This is a genomic window from Floridaenema flaviceps BLCC-F50, assembly GCF_041929275.2.
In the GTDB taxonomy this organism is placed as follows: Bacteria; Cyanobacteriota; Cyanobacteriia; order Cyanobacteriales; family Aerosakkonemataceae; genus Floridanema; species Floridanema flaviceps.
The window spans coordinates 2,571,341-2,593,985 of the sequence record NZ_JBHFNR020000001.1; the positions used below are offsets into that span (position 1 = coordinate 2,571,341).

General features: G+C 40.9%; 17 protein-coding genes. 11 read left to right on the forward strand and 6 right to left on the reverse strand.

The window, feature by feature from the left end; translation table 11 throughout:
• Nucleotides 1-5: 5 nt before the first annotated feature.
• Nucleotides 6-1,178: an AAA family ATPase gene (locus tag ACE1CI_RS12400; RefSeq protein WP_413263942.1), complete on the reverse strand. Its 1,173-nt coding sequence runs from the start codon at nucleotides 1,176-1,178 to the stop codon at nucleotides 6-8.
• Nucleotides 1,179-1,283: 105 nt separating this feature from the next.
• Nucleotides 1,284-2,486 (reverse strand): phosphoglycerate kinase, encoded by a 1,203-nt coding sequence (locus ACE1CI_RS12405; protein WP_413263941.1) that lies wholly within the window; start codon nucleotides 2,484-2,486, stop codon nucleotides 1,284-1,286.
• 113 nt (nucleotides 2,487-2,599) lie between these two features.
• On the opposite strand from ACE1CI_RS12405, the gene ACE1CI_RS12410 reads away from it, so the two are divergent.
• From ACE1CI_RS12410 to ACE1CI_RS12445, 8 genes are all read left to right on the forward strand, one after another.
• Nucleotides 2,600-3,010: a universal stress protein gene (locus ACE1CI_RS12410; RefSeq protein ID WP_413263940.1), complete on the forward strand. Its 411-nt coding sequence runs from the start codon at nucleotides 2,600-2,602 to the stop codon at nucleotides 3,008-3,010.
• 112 nt (nucleotides 3,011-3,122) lie between these two features.
• Entirely contained in the window at nucleotides 3,123-3,986 is an 864-nt protein-coding gene (ylqF, locus tag ACE1CI_RS12415; protein ID WP_413263939.1) for a ribosome biogenesis GTPase YlqF, read from the forward strand.
• A 269-nt stretch (nucleotides 3,987-4,255) separates the two neighbouring features.
• Nucleotides 4,256-5,227 carry a sodium-dependent bicarbonate transport family permease gene (locus ACE1CI_RS12420; RefSeq protein WP_496615433.1) on the forward strand — a complete coding sequence of 324 codons (972 nt, stop codon included), beginning with the start codon at nucleotides 4,256-4,258 and terminating at the stop codon, nucleotides 5,225-5,227.
• Between the two features lie 4 nt (nucleotides 5,228-5,231).
• The gene (locus ACE1CI_RS12425; protein ID WP_413263937.1) at nucleotides 5,232-5,525 is read left to right on the forward strand and encodes a P-II family nitrogen regulator; all 294 of its coding nucleotides are present in this window, start codon (nucleotides 5,232-5,234) and stop codon (nucleotides 5,523-5,525) included.
• Between the two features lie 38 nt (nucleotides 5,526-5,563).
• Entirely contained in the window at nucleotides 5,564-6,685 is a 1,122-nt protein-coding gene (locus ACE1CI_RS12430; RefSeq protein WP_413263936.1) for an RNA-guided endonuclease InsQ/TnpB family protein, read from the forward strand.
• 601 nt (nucleotides 6,686-7,286) lie between these two features.
• Nucleotides 7,287-9,173, forward strand: coding sequence for a group II intron reverse transcriptase/maturase (ltrA, locus tag ACE1CI_RS12435; RefSeq protein ID WP_413263864.1), 1,887 nt, complete (start codon nucleotides 7,287-7,289; stop codon nucleotides 9,171-9,173).
• Between the two features lie 271 nt (nucleotides 9,174-9,444).
• Nucleotides 9,445-10,119 (forward strand): carbonic anhydrase, encoded by a 675-nt coding sequence (locus ACE1CI_RS12440; RefSeq protein WP_413263863.1) that lies wholly within the window; start codon nucleotides 9,445-9,447, stop codon nucleotides 10,117-10,119.
• 79 nt (nucleotides 10,120-10,198) lie between these two features.
• Nucleotides 10,199-11,479 (forward strand): proton extrusion protein PcxA, encoded by a 1,281-nt coding sequence (locus ACE1CI_RS12445; RefSeq protein WP_413263862.1) that lies wholly within the window; start codon nucleotides 10,199-10,201, stop codon nucleotides 11,477-11,479.
• Nucleotides 11,480-12,243: 764 nt separating this feature from the next.
• Here the strand turns inward: ACE1CI_RS12445 and ACE1CI_RS12450 are convergent.
• Both ACE1CI_RS12450 and ACE1CI_RS12455 read right to left on the reverse strand, forming a co-directional pair.
• The gene (locus ACE1CI_RS12450; RefSeq protein WP_413267183.1) at nucleotides 12,244-13,488 is read right to left on the reverse strand and encodes a sensor histidine kinase; all 1,245 of its coding nucleotides are present in this window, start codon (nucleotides 13,486-13,488) and stop codon (nucleotides 12,244-12,246) included.
• 42 nt (nucleotides 13,489-13,530) lie between these two features.
• Nucleotides 13,531-14,205: a response regulator transcription factor gene (locus ACE1CI_RS12455; protein ID WP_413267182.1), complete on the reverse strand. Its 675-nt coding sequence runs from the start codon at nucleotides 14,203-14,205 to the stop codon at nucleotides 13,531-13,533.
• A 283-nt stretch (nucleotides 14,206-14,488) separates the two neighbouring features.
• Between ACE1CI_RS12455 and ACE1CI_RS12460 the strand changes: the two genes are divergently transcribed.
• A complete protein-coding gene (locus ACE1CI_RS12460; RefSeq protein WP_413267181.1) occupies nucleotides 14,489-15,220 on the forward strand; it encodes a carbonic anhydrase in 732 nt (243 codons plus the stop codon).
• A gap of 113 nt (nucleotides 15,221-15,333) precedes the next feature.
• Here the strand turns inward: ACE1CI_RS12460 and ACE1CI_RS12465 are convergent, their stop codons facing one another.
• Entirely contained in the window at nucleotides 15,334-16,113 is a 780-nt protein-coding gene (locus tag ACE1CI_RS12465) for an MOSC domain-containing protein (RefSeq protein ID WP_413267180.1), read from the reverse strand.
• Nucleotides 16,114-16,332: 219 nt separating this feature from the next.
• On the opposite strand from ACE1CI_RS12465, the gene ACE1CI_RS12470 reads away from it, so the two are divergent.
• Complete coding sequence (locus ACE1CI_RS12470) at nucleotides 16,333-17,973, forward strand: adenylate/guanylate cyclase domain-containing protein (RefSeq protein ID WP_413267179.1); 1,641 nt, start codon at nucleotides 16,333-16,335, stop codon at nucleotides 17,971-17,973.
• 24 nt (nucleotides 17,974-17,997) lie between these two features.
• On the opposite strand, the gene ACE1CI_RS12475 is transcribed toward ACE1CI_RS12470, so the two are convergent.
• Nucleotides 17,998-20,364 carry a PAS domain-containing protein gene (locus tag ACE1CI_RS12475; RefSeq protein WP_413267178.1) on the reverse strand — a complete coding sequence of 789 codons (2,367 nt, stop codon included), beginning with the start codon at nucleotides 20,362-20,364 and terminating at the stop codon, nucleotides 17,998-18,000.
• A 466-nt stretch (nucleotides 20,365-20,830) separates the two neighbouring features.
• Here ACE1CI_RS12475 and ACE1CI_RS12480 point away from each other — a divergent pair, with 466 nt between their 5' ends.
• Complete coding sequence (locus ACE1CI_RS12480; protein WP_413267177.1) at nucleotides 20,831-22,573, forward strand: TolC family protein; 1,743 nt, start codon at nucleotides 20,831-20,833, stop codon at nucleotides 22,571-22,573.
• Nucleotides 22,574-22,645: the final 72 nt, after the last annotated feature.

Below are 22,645 nucleotides of genomic sequence, written 5' to 3' on the forward strand. Positions count from 1 at the left end.
TCCAATTAATAGGGTAGTCCTCTAAGATAGCCCTCAGACCAGAGATCTCCTAACCCCGCTTTTGATTCTATAAAGTGTTTAGCATCAGGTATTTGATCGGCTCTTGTAACAGTTGAATAACCATTCTTATCTCGTTGGAAAATCCACAAGTTTTTCGCATCTTTAATTGTATTGACCAAGAAGGGAGAATGAGTTGAGACAAAAACTTGAGCGCGTTGCGAATAGGCAATTAATTCTTCACTTAGGGGTTCAAGCAATCGATGATGAAGCCCATTTTCCGGTTCTTCAATACAAAGTAACTGAGGAGGATTTGGATCGTTTAATAGGATCAAATATGCTAGTAACTTCAGAGTTCCATCTGAGGCAAATCTAGCTAAAAATGGTCGGCTAAATGGAGCATCTTTGAATAATAGAGCTAATCTGCCATCAATTGTTGATTCTGATTCGACTCTTTCTAACTGGGGAACGCGATGAGTTAATTGCTTAAGTATTTTATCTAAAACTCTAGGATGTTCATCTGCTAAAAATTGAACTACATTAGCAATATTGTCACCTTCGCGAGAGAGATGTTCCATTGCTCCAACAGTTGCTAATTGGCGTGCTTGAGCGGGAATAAAGTAAGAGAGGAACCATCCTTCTATAAAACGCCGTAAGCTTGCTACACGAGGGTTATCTGATAATTGACCAATTGTTTTAATAGCAAGGGAACTTGGATCATCCATTCGATAGTAGATTCTGTTATCATTAATTTCAGGATTTTCACCGCTAATTACCTCACCTTGACCATATTCAAATTTAAGAAAGTCAAATGGTTTGCCATGAGGCCCTCGTTTCCAGCGAAGACTCTCTCTAGAAACTATAGGCGAGCTATTTTGTAAACCAATAGCTACAGTATAAGTAATCAGAGGTGATTTACTATTTTCCCGATATTGAATGGCTATTTCAATTTCTTGACTTTTGCAATCACGAGATATGACTTCTGGAAATCTTCCTCTTTTTTCTAAAGCTTTACGAACATTAGTAGTGAGACAATCTGATAAAAAACCTATTACATCAAAAAAGGTAGTTTTACCACTTCCATTTGGGCCAAGGAAAACGGAAAATGGTTTAATATCTTTAAGGGTGATATCTTGCAATACTCGGTAGTTTTTTACAGAAATTTTTTCAATTCTTGCCATTAGCCTATTGATTAGAAACAATAAATACAAGAATAGTAAGGGTATGGCGTACCATACCCCTACTAATATTTTTCAGAAATTAGCGAAGCTTAATAAAGTAATTTATTAAGCTTCATCTAAAGCCACAATTCCGGGAAGTTCCTTACCTTCCAACAATTCCAAACTAGCGCCGCCACCAGTGGAAATGTGACTCATTTGATCTGCTAGACCGACTTTTTCGACAGCAGCTACAGAGTCGCCACCACCGATAATGGTAGTAGTTCCATTTGGGGTTAATTCTGCAAGAGTACGAGCGATCGCTTCCGTACCCACAGCGAACTTATCAAATTCAAACACACCCATTGGGCCATTCCAAATTACAGTCTTGCAATCTGCCAGAGCATCTTGGAATAATTTCACGGATTCAGGGCCAATATCTAAACCCATCCACCCATCAGGGATGTTTTCAATGCTAACAGTTTGGGAATCAGCATCAGCAGCGAATTTATCTGCAACTACCACATCAACTGGTAACAGCAATTGTACGCCCTTTTCTTTCGCCTTTTCTTCCAAAGATTTCGCTAATTCTAGCTTATCTTCTTCCACCAAAGACTTACCCACGTTTAAACCGCGAGCTTTGTAAAAAGTGAAAACCATGCCACCGCCGATAAACAGCTTGTCGCATTTTTCCAGTAACTTCTCAATTACGCCAATTTTGCTAGAAACTTTAGAACCACCGATAATTGCTGCTAAAGGACGCTGAGGTTCTTCGATCGCACTTTGCAAATACTTCAGTTCCTTTTCAATCAAAAATCCCGCAACCGAAGGACTCAGATATTTAGTCACACCTTCCGTAGAAGCATGGGCGCGGTGGGCAGTTCCAAAAGCATCGTTAACATACAAATCGGCATTAGCAGCCAACTTCTCAGCAAATTCCGGGTCGTTCTTTTCCTCTTCCTTGTAGAAGCGGACATTTTCTAGCAACAAAACATCACCATTTTGCATTGCCGCAACAGCAGATTCAACTTCTTCGCCAATGCAATCGCTAGGCTTTTTCACCTCTTTTCCCAATACTTCTGACAACCGTTGAGCAACAGGAGTGAGACGAAGTTTGTCATCTACACCCTTGGGACGGCCAAAGTGACTGGATAGGATGACCTTGGCTCCATTATCTGTCAAATACTGGATGGTTGGCAAAGCAGCCCGGATGCGGGTGTCATCGGTAATGTTACCTGCATCATCTACAGGAACGTTGAAATCAGCCCTTACCAGGACTCTTTTACCAGATAAATCTGAGGACGTGAGATCTGCTACAGTTTTCTTGGACACCGAAATAACCTCCTAAATGCTTTTTTTACGAAATCAGCGTGCCAACTTATGGTCGTCCGTTCTGTCTACGCAGTCCACATTTTACCGGAGTGAGGGATCACGAGGTACGTTAAATGTTTAAGACAGTTTTATTCCCAGTGGATCAAAGTCGGGAAGCCCGCGAAGCGGCTGATGTAGTGGTGAATATCGTGCAAAAGTACGGTAGCCGTCTCGTTTTGCTATCCGTAGTAGAACCGCCAGCTGAAGGAGAATCAGCTAATTCAGATGCGATGGCTTCACCCGAAGCAGTAGCAAAATTATTGAAAACTGCCCAAACTCTGTTTACCGATCAAGGCATTCCCGCCGATATCATGGAACGTGAAGGCAAAGCAGCTTTTACGATTTGCGATGTTGCTGACGAAATTGACGCAGATTTGATCGTTATGGGTAGCCGAGGGCTAGGATTAACAGAAGAAGGAAGCACCGATAGTGTCACTTATCGCGTTATTAACCTTTCTCCCTGCCCCGTTTTGATTGTTCCTTAATCGGGGACTGGGGACTGGGGACTAGGGACTAGGGACTAGGACTGTGAAGAGAGTTTTGAGTTTAATCCCCAGTCCCCAACCCCCAACCCCTAACCCCCAACCCCCAACCCAAATGACTACTCCTGCGATTCAATGGTATCCCGGACATATTGCCAAAGCTGAGAAGGCACTCAAGGAACAGCTAAAGCTGGTGGATGTGGTGCTCGAAGTTCGGGATGCGCGAATTCCTTTGGCTACTCAACACCCGCAAGTTCCGCAGTGGGTGGGAAGTAAGGCGAGGGTGTTGGTACTCAACCGAATGGATATGATTCCTTCTCAATTGCGCCAACTTTGGGAAAATTGGTTTGAGTCGCAGGGAGAAACACCTTATTTTACGGATGCCCAACATGGTAAGGGTATCCAAGCTGTGACGCAAGCGGCGCAAGCAGCGGGGGTGGAGATGAATCGGAGGAGGCGCGATCGCGGAATGTTACCCCGTCCTGTTCGCGCTGTCGTCATCGGTTTTCCTAATGTGGGAAAATCAGCTTTAATCAATCGGTTGTTGAATAAAAGAGTCGTAGAAAGCGCCCGTCGTCCCGGAGTAACTAAACAATTACGTTGGGTCAGAATTTCTAATGAAATTGAATTATTAGATGCACCCGGAGTAATTCCCGGTAAGTTAAACGATCAAGAAGCAGCGATTAAATTAGCGATTTGTGAAGATATTGGCGAAGCATCTTATGATAATCAGCGAGTCGCTGCCGAATTAGTGGAATTGTTGAACTATTTAGGAGATGTCGCCGGGAATTTTTTACCTGGTTCTCCTTTGCAATCTCGTTATGGATTAGATGCTAAAGAATATACAGGCGAAGATTATTTAGTAAATTTAGCGAAAGAACGTAATCAAGGCGACGTAGAACGGACAGCACGCCAACTTTTGAATGATTTTCGTAAAGGTTTAATGGGTGCGATTCCTTTGGAATTACCACCTAGTTAATTTGCGGTTTACAGTAGCGATCGCTACCCCAAAAAAAGCTGTTTAAGCAAAAATACTTGTAATCTTTCCAAGTTCTTGACAATTCATCTGTAAAGTTAGTTTTGTTGGACTACTTCTCAGGACGTATGTCCAGGGAAATAGGAGCGAAACTCCTTTTAGCACGCAGTTTTGTAGGTGTCTTGCGTCTTGATTATTTAGGATGTGGGATAGCTTATGCGATCGGGAATTTTGCCAGGTTGTAATTCTATTGATTTGAGGAAAAGTCTGAGATGGATTCAAGCTTAATTTTGTCCAACATACTAAATCCGCCTGTTTTGTTTTTCTTTTTGGGTATGTTGGCTGTTTTCGTAAAATCTGATTTAGAAATTCCCCAACCTCTGCCAAAACTGTTTTCTCTTTATCTGTTATTAGCGATCGGGTTTAAGGGAGGATATGAAATTGACGAAAGTGGAATTAATCCCGAAATTGCCCTCACACTTCTAGCAGCTATAGTGATGGTTTGTGGGATTCCCATTTACTCATTCTTTATCCTGAGAACCAAACTTGATTCATATAATGCTGCCGCTATTGCAGCTACTTATGGTTCAATTAGTGCCGTCACCTTTATTACCGCCAGTTCTTTCTTAACACAACTTGGGATTACCTTTGGCGGACACATGGTTGCCGCCTTAGCATTAATGGAATCTCCCGCCATTATTGTCGGATTAATCCTTGTGAGAACGTTCAGCAAAAAAGATTCGGATGGAAAATTTGCCTGGGGTGAAGTCCTACGAGAAGCTTTTCTGAACAGTTCCGTTTTTCTTTTAGTTGGTAGCCTGATTATCGGCATTTTAACAGGCCCAAAAGGTTGGGAAAAATTAGAACCTTTTACCCAACATATCTTCTACGGAGTGCTTTCTTTCTTCTTGTTAGATATGGGATTAGTTGCAGCCAAAAGAATTAAAGACCTGAGTAAAACTGGTTCTTTCTTAATTGGTTTTGGTGTATTTCTCCCCGTATTCAACGCAATTTTGGGAATTTTAATTGGCAAAATGCTGGGGATTTCCGAAGGAAATGCGCTGTTATTTGCCGTGTTGTGTGCTAGCGCTTCTTACATTGCAGTTCCCGCTGCTATGAGAATGACTGTTCCCCAAGCAAATCCTAGTTTGTATGTTTCAATGGCTTTAGCAATTACCTTTCCATTTAACATCATTGTAGGAATTCCTTTGTATATGGAAATGATCAAGAGATTGTGGGTGTAATGTAATGGAACGAGTAAAAAAAGTAGAAATCGTCACCACTTCTTTGGAGATGCACAAAGTTTTGGAAGTTTTGGATGAAATCGGCATCTCTGGCTATACTGTAATCCGAGAAGTTACTGGCAAAGGTGACAGAGGAATCGCCAGTGATGATTTAGAAGGAGACATTCTCAGTAATAAATACGTGATGTCTATTTGCACTGAGGAACAACAGCAAACATTAGTCGAAGCAATCAGACCTATCCTGAAAAAGTTTGGCGGTGTTTGTATCGTTTCTGATGCCAGTTGGATCGTACATTAGACAATTTTACTTGTAGCAATTCTCCAATTAATTGACTGATGTTAAAAGTTTTAAAGGTCAGAATTTACCCAAATAAAGAACAGCAAGTAGTCTTAGCTCAAAACTTTGGTTGTTGTCGCTTTGTTTGGAATTACTACCTAAATAAAACTAATACTCAGTATGAACAAACCGGAAAGGGTTTAAGCTATTGCGACATGGCAAAAGATTTAACCCAACTCAAGAAGGTTAAAGATTATGCTTGGTTAAAAGAAGCATCTTCATCAGCACTACAGCAATCACTGAAAAATCTAGAAGCAGCATTTAAGAACTTCTTTGAAGATCGCGCTAGATTCCCTAAATTCAAGAGCAAACATGGAAAGAAATCACTTCGCTATCCAGCGAGTTGTTCACTCAAAGATAAGGGCGTAAAACTCCCCAAACTGGGAATTGTCAAAGCAGTAATCCCCAAAAAAATTGATGGCAAGATTAAATCTGTAACTGTTACCAATACAAGTACAGGTAAATATTATGCCTCAATTTTGTTTGAAACCAAGGATGTACCAACCAACAAGGAAGGCAAAATTTCAGGTATCCATTTGGGACTTACTAACTTGGTGACTGTGTTTGACGGAGAAAACTGTTATAAAGTTGATCCAATGAAAACCACCAAGAGATACGCTAAAATCGTGCGGCGTAGACAACGATCGTTATCGCGGAAGAAGAGAGGTTCCAATAATCGTAGGAAGCAAGTTAAAAGGGTAGCCAAATATCATGAAAAAATAACAAATAAAAGGCAAGATTTTCTTCATAAACTCTCAAGAAAGTTAGTTGACGAAAACCAAGTCATTGTAGTAAAAAACCTTTGTGTTGAAGGTTTACCGCATAATAAATTTGCCAAGTCAGTGTTAGATACTGGATTTGGGATACTGGTAAACTTTCTGAATTACAAACTTGACCGAGAGGGAGGAAAACTTGTAGAAGTTGACAGATTCTTCCCCAACACAAGGCTTTGTAATTGCTGCAAATTCAAGAATGATTCACTCACTTTAAAAGACTGTGAATGGGATTGCTTAGAATGTGGAACCCATCACGACAGAGACGAGAATGCCGCACGTAAGTGCGATTCGTTTAGTCAAAACCGAGAAATCGGGGGACGACTAGCAGTATCAAGTAACCAATAGGTTGAGAAGCACTTAAATCCTTGGTACTGACAACTTCATAACCTTGTGAGTGAAGGCAAGTATCCTAGAAAGCCAAAGTCTCATCCCGAAGACACATCGGTGAAAGCACACAAAGCGCGATATTTGTATCGCGTCCCCCCAGGTAGCGACTAGCCATCAATCCTGGAAGCGGGGGTGAAAGCGGAAAGGTGCTGACAGCCTAAAAGTCAGTTCCCCGTGAGCAAGTCCTTATGGATAACGAAAGTGAAGATGTGTCAGAACCACCGTTACTGCAAACCAGTGAAATCAGGCTGATACACTGGGAGTCCCAAAAGGGCAAAGAATAGGGTAATAGGAGGATTTTTGTCGGTCTACTAAGTGTCACCCGAAAACTCGGTGGAGAGCATCATCATAAAAGGACAAACCAAAGGTTATGAGGAACGAAGTAACCCATTTGATTACTCTCATCCAAGGTCGATTGAATGAGTAGTCAGCTAAGACGAAACCTCTAGGAAACTAGGTAACAAATGGGAGAGATTGAGTCAGAAGCGAATGCCCTATCTAACAGTAGGGATATGCTGACAGACTCACGGTGAAATAGAAGGTAGGGGTACAAGTAGCAATGAAAAAGGCTAAAGCCCGACAATCAGATAAAGATTGGTTGAGGATAGTATGGACATCGGATATACCTAATCAAGCCTGCGAAAACCCAACAGTTACCTGGAGGGATATCCAATGGAAGAAATTAGAACGTCAGGTGTTTAAGTTACAAAAGCGCATCTACCAAGCGTCTCGTCGTGGTGATGTCAGAACAACTCGCGGACTCCAAAAGCTGTTGATGAAGTCCCAGGCTGCAAAACTGCTAGCGGTGCGTAGAGTAACCCAGGATAACCAGGGAAAGAAAACGGCGGGAGTGGACGGGATTAAAAGCCTGACCCCAAAGCAACGTTTTGAACTGGCAAAACAATTAAGACTGGGTTCAAAGGTCAAACCAACTCGGAGAGTATGGATACCAAAACCGGGAACGGAGGAAAAAAGACCTTTGGGAATACCTACCATGAAAGACCGAGCATTGCAGGCGCTTGTCAAAATGGTACTAGAACCAGAATGGGAAGCACGTTTTGAACCTAACTCATACGGGTTCCGACCAGGGCGCTCATGCCAAGATGCTATCGATGCAATATTTCTAGCGATAAAGCAAAAAACTAAATTCGTGCTAGATGCGGATATAGCCAAATGTTTCGATAGAATCGACCACGAACAACTACTACGAAAAACCAATACCTTCCCAACCCTACGGAAACAAATCCGAGCATGGCTAAAAGCTGGAGTGATGGAAGGAAAACAGTTGTTCCCAACATCTGAGGGTACACCACAAGGCGGAGTTATATCCCCCCTGCTGGCTAACATCGCCCTTCACGGGATGGAAAACGCAATCATGGAAGCGGCAGATAATTTCGATATGAAACGTCCTGACGGCACACAATTAAGCAAGAGGGATAAAAGAAAGTCTGTTAGCCTGATTCGTTATGCCGATGACTTCGTTATCCTCCACGAAGACATAACCATTGTCCAACGATGTAAAGAGATAATCTCTGAGTGGTTAAAAGGCATGGGTTTGGAATTAAAGCCAAGTAAAACCCGATTAGCTCACACCCTGAAAGAATATGAATCCGAAAAACCGGGTTTTAACTTTTTAGGGTACAACATCAGACAACACCCCACTGGAAAATATACCAGTGGACGAGTCAAAGGGAAACTACTAGGCTTTAAAACAATCATCACCCCAAGTAAGGAAAGCCAGAAAAGACACTACAAAGAGGTTGCAGAAGTAATTGACAAACATAGAGGGGTAAACCAAGCTGCTCTCATAAAAAGCTTAAACCCAATCATCAGAGGATGGAGCAATTACTACTCAACAGTAGTTAGTCAAAAGGTGTTTGAAAAACTCGACCACCTGATAATCTGGAAATTACTTAAATGGGCAAAACATCGCCATAGAAATAAGGGCAGAAAGTGGAATGTCCAACGATACTTTCAAACCATTGGCGGTGATAACTGGGTATTCGCAACCAGGCAAGAAGGAACCAATCCTCTGCGGTTACTAAAACATAGTTCCACAACAATTAAACGCTATGTAAAAGTCAAAGGCGAAGCGTCACCTTATGACGGAAACCTGGTTTATTGGAGTTCCAGAATGGGAGAACACCCTGAAATGCCAAGTAGAATCTCAACCCTACTGAAGCGACAAAAAGGGAAGTGTACCCACTGCGGATTGTTCTTCAAAGATGAAGATGTAATGGAAATAGACCATATCATCCCCAAATCGAAAGGTGGAAAGGATGAATATAAAAACTGGCAACTTCTTCATCGGCATTGTCATGATACGAAAACTATCTTTGATGGTATTTCAGGCAATAAATCTGACTGTAAAAGTGTCAAACCAAAGCCGCCAGTTAACTCAGAAATTAAATGGGTTAACGATATGTTGGTAATGACGTTTGTTTGACAAACACTATTTCGCTGAGGAGCCGTATGATGCGAAAGTATCAAGTACGGTTTTGGAGAGCAACGGCTCTCGTGAGAGAGTCGTTGACTTTAATTATTAGGGAAGAAGGGTTAAGAATACTGTCAAGAAATACTGTGGGACACACAGAATTTCAAGCTTGTGGAGAGGGCATAAGACTCGTTAGCACGTTTTGCTAAAAAGCGGCGCTCGATGAAACAAGAATCTCCCACAGAATAGCTTAACGGGAGAGTGTCAATGAGGGAATTTACCAATGCCAATGAACCGAATTATCAAAGGTCTGAATGAGTTCCATAACAACTATTTCAACTCTCACCGCGAAATGTTTGAGCAGCTATCTCACGGTCAAGCTCCAGAGATACTGTTTATTACTTGTTCAGACTCTAGAATTGACCCAAATTTGCTGACTCAAACCAACCCTGGTGAACTGTTTATCATTCGGAATGTTGGTAATATTATTCCTGCCTTTGGAACACTAAATTGCGGCGAAGGTGCAGGCATAGAATATGCTGTTTACGCTTTGGGTATCAAGAATATTATTATCTGCGGTCATTCTCATTGCGGAGCGATGAAAGGTCTTTTACAAGTGGGTAGTCTAGCTGAAGAAATGCCTTTAGTTTATGACTGGTTAAAGCATCATGCCGAGGCTACCCGTCGTCTTGTTCTAGACAATTACAAAGATTATAAAGGTGAAAAGTTGCTAAGGTTAACTATTGAACAAAATATTTTAACCCAAATAGAAAACCTGGAAACTTACCCCTTAATTCGCGCTAGACTTCACAGCGGTCAACTCAATCTTCACGCCTGGTTTTATGAGATTGAAGCTGGAGAAATCCTCGCTTACAACGCTAGTCAAGGTGAATTTATCCCGTTGGAAAAAGGGCTATTTCCTGTACCCGACCCTCTCGCCGCCATGCGTTCTAGTTAATTAACAATCATTCCTGATATTATGCCCAGTTAATTTGCTGGACATAATATCAAAACGTTAAATATATTAAGTATCGGCAATGAAAAATTCTTTTTATTCCAAGATAACGGAGCCTTTGCATAAAAAACTTAATCATCACTTATTGTCGGCTCATCAATGGTTTTACAAAACTCCTGAAAGAGCTTTAGAGGAAGCATACCAAGCAGCCTTAATCATTAAATCTCTTGAAGAAGAGTACTTTAATGGCAAGAGAATTTGTACTGATTCTACCGATTATAGTGAGAATGTTTTGTCTTACTTAGAAACTGATTTGGGCAAGAATTTAAGTAAGGTAAGAATGCGATTGGCAGAGTTTAAAGTAAGCCGCTATTTTCTGAATGTTTCTAATCCGCTTTTACTAGAGAAAGTGAAATTAATTGATAGTATCATCGAAAAATACTCATATCCTAGTAATAATTCATTAGCTTTAGTGCCGATCGCTAATTCAGTAAAACTCGACTCTTACAAAAAAAATCAATCCGTCTCCTCTATGAATATGGAAGATTTAACAACTGAAACTGTCTCAGATAAAACCGGAGTCTTACCCAGATCGATCGGTAGAACAATTAATAAAATCAAAAGTGAATTAGACCCAAAAGCCGAGGAAGAAGTTATTAAAAAGTTTCGCAATTCTCGGAATAAAACTAGAATTTCTGTAAGATTTCTGGTGATTTTAATTACTGTTCCTTTGCTTGTCCAAATAACAGCGAAAAATTTCTTAGTCACTCCTTTAGTTAATAATTTTGTCAGCCAAAACGAAGCTCAAATCTTTCTCAATTCGGAAATGAAAGAAGAAGCTCTCCGAGAGTTACAAAGTTTTGAAGAAGAGTTAAAGTTTAACAACTTAATTAATCCGACAAATCCATTATCGGCTGAAGTAATGGAAGAGCAGGTCAAACATAAGGCTAATGAAATTGCTGAAGAGTTTCGCGGCAAAAGTCGTGATGCTGTGGGTAATGTTTTTGCTGATATTATAGCGCTTGTTGCTTTTGCTTTAGTGATTGTGACGCACAAACAAGACATAGTTGTTCTTAAATCTTTTATGGATGAAATTGTCTATGGTTTGAGCGACAGTGCTAAGGCTTTTATCATTATTTTGTTTACAGATATCTTTGTTGGTTTCCACTCACCTCATGGTTGGGAAGTACTACTGGAAAGTTTAGCAGGTCATTTGGGTATTGCGGCGAATAAAAGTGCAATTTCTCTATTTATTGCCACAGTACCAGTAATCTTAGATACGATTTTTAAATATTGGATATTCCGTTATCTCAGTCGAATATCTCCTTCCGCAGTTGCTACTTTAAGAAATATGAATGAGTAGTAAGTAGGTACATATAAATAAAGTGAAAATTAAGGCGGGCAGGATGCCCACCCCACAGTGATGCCCACCCCACAGGGATGCCCACCCCACAGTGATGCCCACCCCACAGGGATGCCCACCCCACAGGGATGCCCACCCCACAGGGATGCCCACCCCACAGGGATGCCCACCCCACAGTGATGCCCACCCCACAGGGATGCCCACCCCACAGGGATGCCCACCCCACAGGGATGCCCACCCCACAGGGATGCCCACCCCACAGGGATGCCCACCCCACAGGGATGCCCACCCCACAGGGATGCCCACCCCACAGGGATGCCCACCCCACAGGGATGCCCACCCCACAGTGATGCCCACCCCACAGGGATGCCCACCCCACAGTGATGCCCACCCCACAGGGATGCCCACCCCACAGTGATGCCCACCCCACAGTGATGCCCACCCCACAGGGATGCCCACCCCACAGGGATGCCCACCCCACAGGGATGCCCACCCCACAGTGATGCCCACCCCACAGGGATGCCCACCCCACAGGGATGCCCACCCCACAGGGATGCCCACCCCACAGGGATGCCCACCCCACAGTGATGCCCACCCCACAGGGATGCCCACCCCACAGTGATGCCCACCCCACAGTGATGCCCACCCCACAGTAGGGGCAATTCATGAATTGCCCCTACTGTGGGGTGGGCATCCTGCCCGCCCCATCCGAATATAACTATTATCACTTTATTTATTTACACCTACTTAATATCGTTTTTAGTTTAAGAATTGTTAGCAGGTAGACAAACGATGAAACAACTACCAATTCCTACTTGACTGGTGAGAGTAATTTCACCGCCGTGTTTTTGAGCGATCGCTTGGGCTATTGATAATCCTAAACCACAACCACCTTTCCAATAAGAACGAGATTGATCCGCCCGCCAAAATCTTTCAAACACCTGTTTTAAATGTTCCGGTGCAATTCCTACACCTGTATCGCGAACTTTTACTTCTATATAAGTACCAAAATGACTGGCTTTGATGGTAATTTTACCTCCTTCTGGAGTGTAATGTATGGCATTTTGCAGTAAATTAGTAAACAAGCGAATCAGCTGAACTGAATCACCTAAAACGTATAAGTCATCAGCTAATTTTCCTAACAAATCAATTTGTTTAGCTGCTGCTTGTGGCTGATAAAGTTCAATTAAATTATTTAAAATAGCTGTTAAGTCCAGACGATCCCAATCATGACTCTTGACATTATCAGTTCGGGCTAAAAATAGTAAGTCTTCTGTTAAGCGAGACATTTGATCGGTAGCATTAGCGATCGCTTGAAACTTTTCTGCATCTGTCGATCGCATTCCTTCCGGGTATTTCAACGCCACCGCTGCATTACTTTTAATTGCCATTAATGGGCTACGCAATTCGTGAGACGCATCAGCAGTAAACTGTTTTAAGCGTAGAAAGCTTTGTTCAATAGGTTGCATCGCTTGACGAGTTAAAAACACTCCCCCAACACCGCTTAAAACCAAAGCCATCACAATTCCCCCACCTAAACCAAAATCCAATTTCTGAATAGTTTCATTTAATTCTTTTAGGCTTTGACTCGCCCTAATATACCCAATTAACTGACCGTTATTACTACTAATAATCCTTAAAGTTACTCCTTCAATGGCAATTTTATCAGTTTGAAACTGTACTCTTTGATTTGGCTGAACAGGAATAGGTAAATTTAACACAAATTTCCCCTGTTGGGCAATCAATTTACCTTGAGGATCGAACCATTGTAAGGCTTGATTGTGAAAAGTTAAATCTTTAATAAACAATTCGTTTTCAAACTTTTTATTGCCCTTTTCAAACTGTCCGTTAGCCGCTACTCCTTCAGCTAAAGCAATTAGTTTTTCTGTCTGCTGTTTAGCTAAGCTGCGAACAAAAACCACTCTTACAGCTAGGGCACATATTATCAGTATTGATGCTAATACAAACAGGTAAGATAACAACAAGCGATCGCGAATTCTATTAAACATTCTGTACTTTCTCATTTGACTAAACAAAATTAATCAATTATCTTACTTGTTAGAAAGACGGTAGCCAACCCCGTACACAGTTGCAATTAAATCTTCCTTACTTCCTGCTTCTTTGAGTTTTCGACGCAAATTGGTAATGTGGGTTTTAATAGTTTCTGACTGCGATGACTTATCAAATTCCCAGAGTTTATCTAGTAATGCTGCACGAGTAAAAACTTGCTCTGGGTTTCTCAAGAAGCAGTTAAGAATCATATATTCTTTAGGCGTTAACGACAAAAGTTGACCAGCATAAGTTACTTTATGACTACTAGGATCTAGTTGCAAATCACCATAAATTAAAATTGGTTGTTGAGTTTGCCGACTTCTGCGTGATAAAGCTCTAATTCTGGCTGACACTTCCTCTAAATCAAAAGGTTTAACTAAATAATCATCAGCACCCGCATCAAGTCCCATCACTTTATCTTGTGTGGTATCTCGCGCTGTTAGCATCAAAATAAAAGCATTTAATTGTGTATCTCGTAACCGCTTACATAAAGTGATTCCATCAAGTTTTGGTAACATCAAATCTAATAAAATTACATCGTATTCTGCTGAGCTTGCATATTCCCAACCTTGCAACCCATCAGCAGCTAAATCCACAACGTAATGCTGATGTCTTAAATCTTCAGCTAACGGTTGAGCAATTCGTTCATCATCTTCAACAATCAAAATTCTCATACTGGCATTGGGTTAAATTATTAATCAATCAAGTCAAATTTACTACGGAAATATGCCCGGAATTCCTTCCATTGTTTCTGTTGAATTTGCTCGATGGTAGTCGATCGTAGTCAAAAGCTGGTTACTTAGCATTTTCTTGGCATCCGAGCAAAAACTTAACATAAATTAGCAATTATTAATTATTTGTAAAATAAAATAAATTTATTTAATCTGCTTCTCATAGTTTAATGAAATACGTATGAAATCTTTGGCCTGAAATAGTGGAGTGTGGGCGAGCATAATTATGAGACACCTAGATGGTTTTATTGGTCGTCGTAATGTTTTAAAATTGGCGGGAATTGGAAGTGCTGGTTTAGCTGTTAGTGCTGCTGGCGGGTTCCTTTGGGGTGCACAGGAAGCGGTGACTCCGCAGGTAGCAGAAGCGCAAGAAAAACCCCAACCAGTTCCTCCTGATGCAGCTTTGCAGCGAATTATTGAAGGAAACAAAAGATTTGTTGAGGACAAGCGGCAAAATTTGCAATCTAAATTGCGTTTACAAGAAACTGCTGCTGCACAGTATCCTTTTGCTTCCATTCTTACTTGTGCTGATTCCCGACTTCCAGCAGAAATTGTGTTAGATCAGGGACTTGGAGATTTGTTTGTAGTTCGGGTTGCGGGAAATGTTGCCAGTCAAACTGCCATAGGTAGTTTAGAATTTTCAACCGCAGTGTTAGGAACTCAGCTAATAATGGTTGTGGGACATGAAAGATGTGGTGCAGTAGCAGCAGCAGTCAAAGGCGATCCACTTCCAGGAAGAATGGGGGTTTTTGTTGAAGAGATTAAACCAGCTGTGCGATCGGTAAGAGGAAAAACAGGCGATCCTGTAGACAATGCGGTTGCTGCTAATGTGAAATACCAAGTAGACAATTTGAAGCAAAAATCCACTATTTTGTCTAACCTGATTGCGGAAGGTAAGCTAAAAATTATGGGGGGTCGTTATGATTTGGATACGGGAGAATTAACCATGCTTACCTAATTAATTTAAGAACCAAAGGTTAATTATATCATGATTGTTTGTAGTGACGACTTTAGTCGTATATTCCTCGCATAAAAGGACTAAAGTCCCCACAACGAACTATAAACATGATATTACAACAGGTTAACTTCATCTCCTAATCGTAAAATTTTTCCTGCTTCTGAGGCAGGAATTTTTGTATTAAGACTCAAGCGATAAAAGTGATTAAATCGAGATGAATTTACCCAACTTGGTAAAGTTTCGCGGCGTTTTTCGGTGAAGATTTTTTGGAAATTAGCGTAACTTTCGCCTGTTAACGAGTTGCGAGTGGGAACAATACAACGTTGACAAGGGTTAATTCCCTCAAATATTACTTCGCCAATTTGAAATTTTACAACCTCTCCTTCACTGGCGAAAAGTCGATCTTCCCAAAAGGGAGGAACGCCATTTATCTCCAGGTTTGTACGGAGGCGTTGGCGCATTTCGGTTACAGAAATTCCCGGAAACCAAGAGGCGACGGTTTCTAAGGTAGCGGTACTAATGACAGTTGGGCCGGAGGCAATGTTATCATCTGGAAAACCAGTAGTTGAGTTTCTCACTAATGTGACAGCGAAACCAAAGTATTCACTTAACCAGGATTCTAATTCGGAGCGATCGCTCTCGATATCAAATTCCTTTTTTTCTCCGGTTCCGTGAATTTCTAAACAGATAGTCTGTGTGCTGCTATTCCAAGACGATCGCAATAAATGCACTTTAGCATTACGTTTACCATTGACAAACCGACCTTGTGTATCTACGATAGCGAATTCTCGGTCTTGGCACAAAGCACCGCTGGGTAACACTTTTGCTTGGTTAACAGCTATTCCATCTAAGGATTTTAACGGATAAAGGGAAATACTTGCAAGATATGGCATCTAAGTGGATTCTTTAACCTTAGTTAACAATTGCTTGAAAGAGTTAATCTTAATGTTACAACTGATACGCCTTTTCGTTACAAATCCAGTTATTGAAAGTGCCGATTAGGTTAGACTGGAGACATCATAAGGACAAGAAAAAGCTACTTCATCGGTAGATGTGTCAGTTTATATCAGGGGCGCTATTAGCAAAAATAAATAGCAATAAAGGGTAAAAAAATGGCTGAGCTTAAGCTGTGTGTCTACCTGGATAATGAAGAAAAGATAATACCAGTAGATCGAGATGAATTTACTATAGGACGTTTACCAGATAACGATTTAAATCTGCCTTATTTTGGAATTTCTCGCTATCATGCGCGAATTTTTAAGCAAGGGGAAGGCAAATGGTTCATTGAAGATATGGGAAGTAAAAATGGTACTTTCTTAAATGAAACAATGTTGACTACTGCTGAAAGGTTAGCACATAATGATTTGATTAAATTAGGAAATATTGATGCCCAAGTTATTTTGAATGATTCTACTTTACCAAGGGTGCGAAAATTCGACCAACCAGAATTGGATGAGGGAATGACTATTGTTCGCAATGTGAATGATTTGAAAGAACAATGGATACAAGCGGATAATTTAGCTGATAAAGTTAAACGACAGGAAACCTCGATCGCCCGCTTAAAAGACTTAGTTGATATCGCGCAAAATTTAAACTCAGCTGAATCGATCGAAGAGATATTCTTAGCAGTTAAAAAAGTAGTTTTCCGTTACATTGAAAGTATGGAACGGTTAGGTTTGTTAATTGTTGATAATGAGACAGGGGACTTAAAACTATTTAATGGAGCAGTTAAAGAAATTTACTATTCTCAGCCCTTACCTAATGATGCAAGTTGGATTAGTCGCAGTATATGTCAAACAGTATATGTAGAAAAAATAGCAATTCAAACTTCTAATGCTCAAGTCGATGAAAGGTTCGGTAATGAAATTAGTATAATCACTAAAGATATTCACAGTGTAATGGCTGTTCCCTTATGGGATGAAACTAAAGTTGTTGGGGTTTTATATGCTGATGGACATATTCCCATTAGCGATTCAATTCAGCAAAAAGATGAAGATTTGAGCTTTTTTTCCACTTTAGCTAACTTAGTAGCTTCTAGCGTACAAAGATGGTTACTAACTCGGCAATTAAGAAATGAAGAAAAAATTCGTCATCGCTTAGAGAGATACCATTCTCCAGCAGTAGTACAACAAATGATGAAAGCGGGTAATTTATCAGACAGGGGTTTAGTTCCCAAAGAGAGCGAAATTAGTATTATGTTTGCTGATATCGTCGGTTTTACAGCTCTTTCAGAAAAGTTAACTCCGGCAAAAATTTCCGAATTACTCAATGCTTTTTTTGAGGAAATGTTGCAAGAAGTATTTGCGGAAGGTGGAACTTTAGATAAATTTATTGGCGATTGTATTATGGCATTTTTTGGTGCTCCAGAACCGCAACACGATCACGCGGAAAGAGCTTTTAGAGCCGCGAAAGGAATGTTAGCTCGGTTAGCAAAAATCAATACAAATAAAGTGTTATTTCATCCTTTAGAATTACGAATTGCTATTAATAGCGGGAAAGCTGTCGTGGGAGATGTGGGTAGTACATTGCGGGTAGATTATACGGTTTTAGGTTCGACAATTAATTTAGCTTCGCGGATGGAATCAATCTGTCCTCCTGGTAAATTAATAGTTAGTGAAACAACATATAAAATGTTGCAACCTTCTCAACGTTTAGAGTTAGAAGAAATGGGGGACTATCGGTTTAAAGGTATCGATCAACCTATCCCAATTTATGTGATAAGTAAAAATTTAATGGCTACTAAACGCCAATAAAAGTTACAAAATTTTGGGAATAAATTAATTTTCACATAAATTAGCATGGTTGTTTTCGCTAAAAGCTACGCGATCGCGCCCTTGTTGTTTAGCAGAATAAAGTGCTCGATCCGCAGCATTAATTAAGTCTTGCGGCGATAATTGAGCATCTGGAATCACACAAGTAACTCCCAAGCTCACTGTCAAATGATTACTTACCTTAGAATGACTATGGGGAATCTCTAAATTATGAATTGTTTGGCGAATAAGTTCAGCTAAATGAGTTGCGCCTGACAAATCAGTGTAAGGAAGTATCACCGCAAACTCTTCACCACCGTAGCGAGCAAATAAATCAGCTGGGCGGCGGAAAATATCACTAATAACTATTGCTACTTGGCGTAAACAATCATCTCCTGCTAAATGACCATAAGTATCGTTATAAAGTTTAAAATAATCAATATCAAACAAAATTAAAGATAATGGTGCTTTTTCTCTTCTCAACCGCAACCATTCGGTGTTAAGATATTCATCAAATCGACGGCGATTAGCTATTTGAGTTAAACCATCAATAGTTGCTAATTTTTTTAACTCCTCATTCGCTGTTTGTACTTGGTGATAAAGTTCTGATTGATAAATTGCCATTGCTAATTGATCGGCTATTTCTCTAGCTATTTCTATCTCTGATTCTTGCCAAGAATATTGTTGAGGTTTTAAAAGGAGCAGGCTACCCCAAGTCGTAGAGTTAAAGTGTAATGGAATCAGTAACCAAGCGCCGGGAAAAGTCTTAGCTAAACGAGAATTAATTTCATCTTGACAAAGACTAGCATCATTTAACTGGACAATTTTTAATTTTTTGAGTTGTGAAGAAATCGGATTGTCTCGATCGGGAATTTTCTGCCCCATCAAGCTATTTCTCTCATTGTTTTGCCGATATTCTGCTACTGTTAACCAAACTTCTTGCTCTGGTAAATACTGAAAAATAGCCACTTGCTCAACTTCTAAAAGTTCACCAATATCTGTTACAGCAGAGTCAAAAATAGTTGGTAAATCCAAGGAGTTGCGAATTATTTGAATGACTCGGTTTAGAGCTTCTTCTTTCTGCGCTTGCGATTGTAGTAATACTTCTAGCTGTTTACGTTCAGTAATATCTTGAACTGTACCAAATAGTTTAACTACTCGTCCTTGACTATTGAAAACTGCTTCTCCTCTAGCTTGATTGTAGATAACTGCACCATCTTTACGAACTGCTTTAAAATCAATTTCAAAAGATTTTCCCTCGCTAATTGCTCGGCTAACTGCCTGTAGTAATCTTTCTCGATCTTCAGGAAAACAAACTTGCAAAACCTCTTGGTAATCATATTCTTTGCGATCGCCATAAAAGCCAAAAATGCGGAATAACTCTGACGAACCAACAATTTTTCTAGTAATTATATCTAATTCCCAATTGCCGATCCGAGCAACTCTTTGAGCCGCCGCAAGTTTGGCTTCGCTTTGTCGCAAAGCTTCTTCTGCTTGTTTACGAACAGTGATATCTTCACAAACAATTACTGTATATAAAAGGGAACCATCTTTATTTTTAATTAAAGATACTGTCAAGCGTCCCCAAACAACTGCTTTATCCTTGCGGATATAACGTTTATCAATTACATAGCTATTTATTTCTCCTGCTAATAATGAATTGTATAATTCCAGATCTATGGCTATATCTTCGGGATGGGTAAATTCCGTAAAGTGCATCCCAATAAGTTCTTCTTGGGTATAGCCAAGAAACTGACAATCTGCTTCGTTAGCTAACATGATATATCCATCAACATCAACTAATGCCATGCCTACGGAAACATTGTCAAAAACCGAACGAAACTTTTGTTCGCTCTGCCGCAATCTTTCTTCTATTTCTTTGCGATCGCTAATATCAACCATCGAGCCAACCATACGGATAGCATGACCATTAGCATCGCGCACTGCTTTACCTTGACCGAGAAACCAACCATAACTACCATCTGCCTTTTTTAATCGCATTTCACACTTATATGGCTGATTAAATTCTAAATGTTGTTGGATTGCTTGGTTTACTCTTATCTGATCTTCTTCGTGAATTAATTCATAAAATAAGTCTAAAGTCGGATGACAACTACCCGGCATAAAACCAAGTAAAAGAAACAATTTATCCGACCAGAATAAAGTATTATTTCTGATATCCCAATCCCAAATTCCATCATTAGTAGCCTCCATCATTAACTGGAATCGTTCATAATTTTGGGATAAATCTGTTTCAGGTTGCAGCTGTTTTTGTAATATCATTTTTTTGGGAAGCTGTTCTTCAATTTTATTAATTAACCGATTGTTGCGCCAAATTAGCACATAAAAAGCAACTAATGCCAGTAATGTTTCAGGAAAATAATTAAACCCCACTAAAATCGCCTTTTTGTTGCTATTGTAACATTAATACTCTACCCATAAATAAAACCATCGTTCTAAATATTAGATACCCATTTATTATATAGGCTGATAAAAGTATGTTATATTGCTCATTACTATACAAAATTAAATAAGTGTATAGTTTATTAAACAATAACTTAAAAAAAAATCAGGGAATCGGAAAATAACCTTGACTATTCCGTATAATTTGCATTTACCTGGTTACACTCATTAGAGAAATACCATTGTTGCCCTAAAGCAGAAAGGCTTTTATATTTGATCAGGAAACAGTTAGCTCCTCACCGGGGTACTCTTGCATCACGATGACGCTACCTGTTGCTGACCAAGGGAGTGTTTGCCAAGTCCAGTTCTCAACTAGTATGCTGCTGTAGTTGTTTGCACAAAGCAGCAGACTCTTCAAAAGCGTATGTTAAAGCTTCATTATCTTGTGGTTGTGAGTGTGAGTGCCATAGTATGTGCTGGTATGCCCCGCATAGCTAACGCTAAAAGCGGTGTAGCCAGTCTTGAGTCCAGCAGTGAAGCAAACAGGGATAACCAAAGTTTACCTGCTGTGGTTGAAAAGAGTGATTACTTAGTCAGTAATCGAAGGCACAAAGAGGAAGGAAGAAAAGCCGATCGCGAACCGCCATTTCTGGAATCCGCGACAGGGCGATCTGGCACGGTAAGCGATCGCAATATCCCGGCTTTAACGTCAAATCATCAAGTGATAAAAAACCGGAGATCCCTATCTCCAACCAATAACTTGATGACACAAAAGATACCAGTTAACCGATTACCGGGGGCGGTTCCCATTCCGAACTATCTGATCCCCAATCCTAACCCATTACAGTTTCCCACCAGACCAGAAGAGGTAAACATAGAAGTAACTCAACCTCTGACCTTAGAACAAGCAATAGAACTAGCAGAACGGAACAATCGCCCCCTGCAAGTAGCCCGACTACAAGCAGAACAGGCCCAAGCCCAGCTAAGAGAAGCCAGAGCAGCCTTGTATCCCACAGTAGATTTAAGCGCAACTGTGCAAGGGGGAAGAAACGCTCAAAACGAGTTTGACTTTGAACGAGCTCAAAGGACAAGAGAAAGGCAAATAGATGCGGCACGAGAAGCGGCACGACGACAAGGCGTACCATTCGTCGAGCCACCTGAGCAGCTATCTGAGCCTGGAGCACTAAGTTTAAGCGGCACAATACAAGCTGAGTATAGCCTTTTGAATGGAGGGCGGCGTAACGCTCAAATTCGGGCAGCCCAAGAAGCACTTCGCGGTGCCCAGTTAGCAGTTGAAGCCTTAAGCGAACAAACACGCTTGGATGTTTCCAATGCTTACTACGACTTGCAACTAGCAGATGAACAGGTAAGAATTGCCGAATCTGCTGTCCGCAATGCTGAACAAAGTTTACGAGATGCCATAGCATTGGAACAAGCCGGATTAGGCACCAGATTTGATACCCTGCGGGCGCAGGTGCAGTTAGCCAACCAAAACCAACTTTTAGTGACTAACCGCGCTCAACAACAAGTTAACCGTCGCCAGTTAGCCCAAATTTTGAGTGTACCCCAATCAATTAATATTGTCGCTGCTGACCCTGTAGAAATAGCTGGACTATGGAATTTAACTTTAGAAGAAAGTATTGTCAGAGCATTTCAAAACCGTGCTGAACTGGAACAGCAGTTAGCTCAACGCAATGTTGCTGAACAGCAACGGCGTGTTGCCTTAGCCGCTCGCAGACCGCAAGTAACTTTATTTGCCAACTACAATCTGCTAGAGGTGTTTAATGATGGTTTAGGTTTGGCAGATGGCTATCAAGTGGGGGCAAGACTGAATTGGAATTTGTTTGATGGGGGCGCAGCTAGGGCAAGGGCAGCGCAACAGGAAGCTGCTATTGAAATCGCAGAAACTCAATTTGCCGATCGGCGCAATCTAATTCGTTTCCAAGTGGAACAAGCCTTTTACAATTTAAACGCTAACCTGCAAAACATTCAAACTGCTAGACTCGCCGTAACTCAAGCGGCAGAAGCTTTACGTTTAGCACGCTTGCGGTTTCAAGCTGGAGTGGGTACGCAAACAGAAGTAATTGACGCAGAAAACAGTCTGACAGAAGCGCAAGGAAACTTAGTTAGAGCAGTAATTGACTACAATCGATCGCTAGCCACCCTCACCAGATCTGTAAGTAACATCCCACTTCCTTAAAGGGCAGAGGGGCAGAGGGGCAGAGGGGCAGAGGGGCAGAGGGGCAGAGGGGCAGAGGGGCAGAGGGGCAGA

What these genes read in the sequence shown, in the direction of transcription:
- ACE1CI_RS12410 (WP_413263940.1), top strand. Translation starts at nt 2,600, where the DNA reads ATGTTTAAGACAGTTTTATTCCCAGTGGATCAAAGTCGGGAAGCCCGC.
- ltrA (WP_413263864.1), top strand. Translation starts at nt 7,287, where the DNA reads ATGAAAAAGGCTAAAGCCCGACAATCAGATAAAGATTGGTTGAGGATA.
- ACE1CI_RS12450 (WP_413267183.1), bottom strand. Translation starts at nt 13,488, where the DNA reads ATGTTTAATAGAATTCGCGATCGCTTGTTGTTATCTTACCTGTTTGTA.
- ACE1CI_RS12425 (WP_413263937.1), top strand. Translation starts at nt 5,232, where the DNA reads ATGGAACGAGTAAAAAAAGTAGAAATCGTCACCACTTCTTTGGAGATG.
- ACE1CI_RS12460 (WP_413267181.1), top strand. Translation starts at nt 14,489, where the DNA reads ATGAGACACCTAGATGGTTTTATTGGTCGTCGTAATGTTTTAAAATTG.
- ACE1CI_RS12445 (WP_413263862.1), top strand. Translation starts at nt 10,199, where the DNA reads ATGAAAAATTCTTTTTATTCCAAGATAACGGAGCCTTTGCATAAAAAA.
- ACE1CI_RS12440 (WP_413263863.1), top strand. Translation starts at nt 9,445, where the DNA reads ATGCCAATGAACCGAATTATCAAAGGTCTGAATGAGTTCCATAACAAC.
- ylqF (WP_413263939.1), top strand. Translation starts at nt 3,123, where the DNA reads ATGACTACTCCTGCGATTCAATGGTATCCCGGACATATTGCCAAAGCT.
- ACE1CI_RS12470 (WP_413267179.1), top strand. Translation starts at nt 16,333, where the DNA reads ATGGCTGAGCTTAAGCTGTGTGTCTACCTGGATAATGAAGAAAAGATA.
- ACE1CI_RS12420 (WP_496615433.1), top strand. Translation starts at nt 4,256, where the DNA reads ATGGATTCAAGCTTAATTTTGTCCAACATACTAAATCCGCCTGTTTTG.
- ACE1CI_RS12455 (WP_413267182.1), bottom strand. Translation starts at nt 14,205, where the DNA reads ATGAGAATTTTGATTGTTGAAGATGATGAACGAATTGCTCAACCGTTA.
- ACE1CI_RS12430 (WP_413263936.1), top strand. Translation starts at nt 5,564, where the DNA reads ATGTTAAAAGTTTTAAAGGTCAGAATTTACCCAAATAAAGAACAGCAA.
- ACE1CI_RS12400 (WP_413263942.1), bottom strand. Translation starts at nt 1,178, where the DNA reads ATGGCAAGAATTGAAAAAATTTCTGTAAAAAACTACCGAGTATTGCAA.
- ACE1CI_RS12465 (WP_413267180.1), bottom strand. Translation starts at nt 16,113, where the DNA reads ATGCCATATCTTGCAAGTATTTCCCTTTATCCGTTAAAATCCTTAGAT.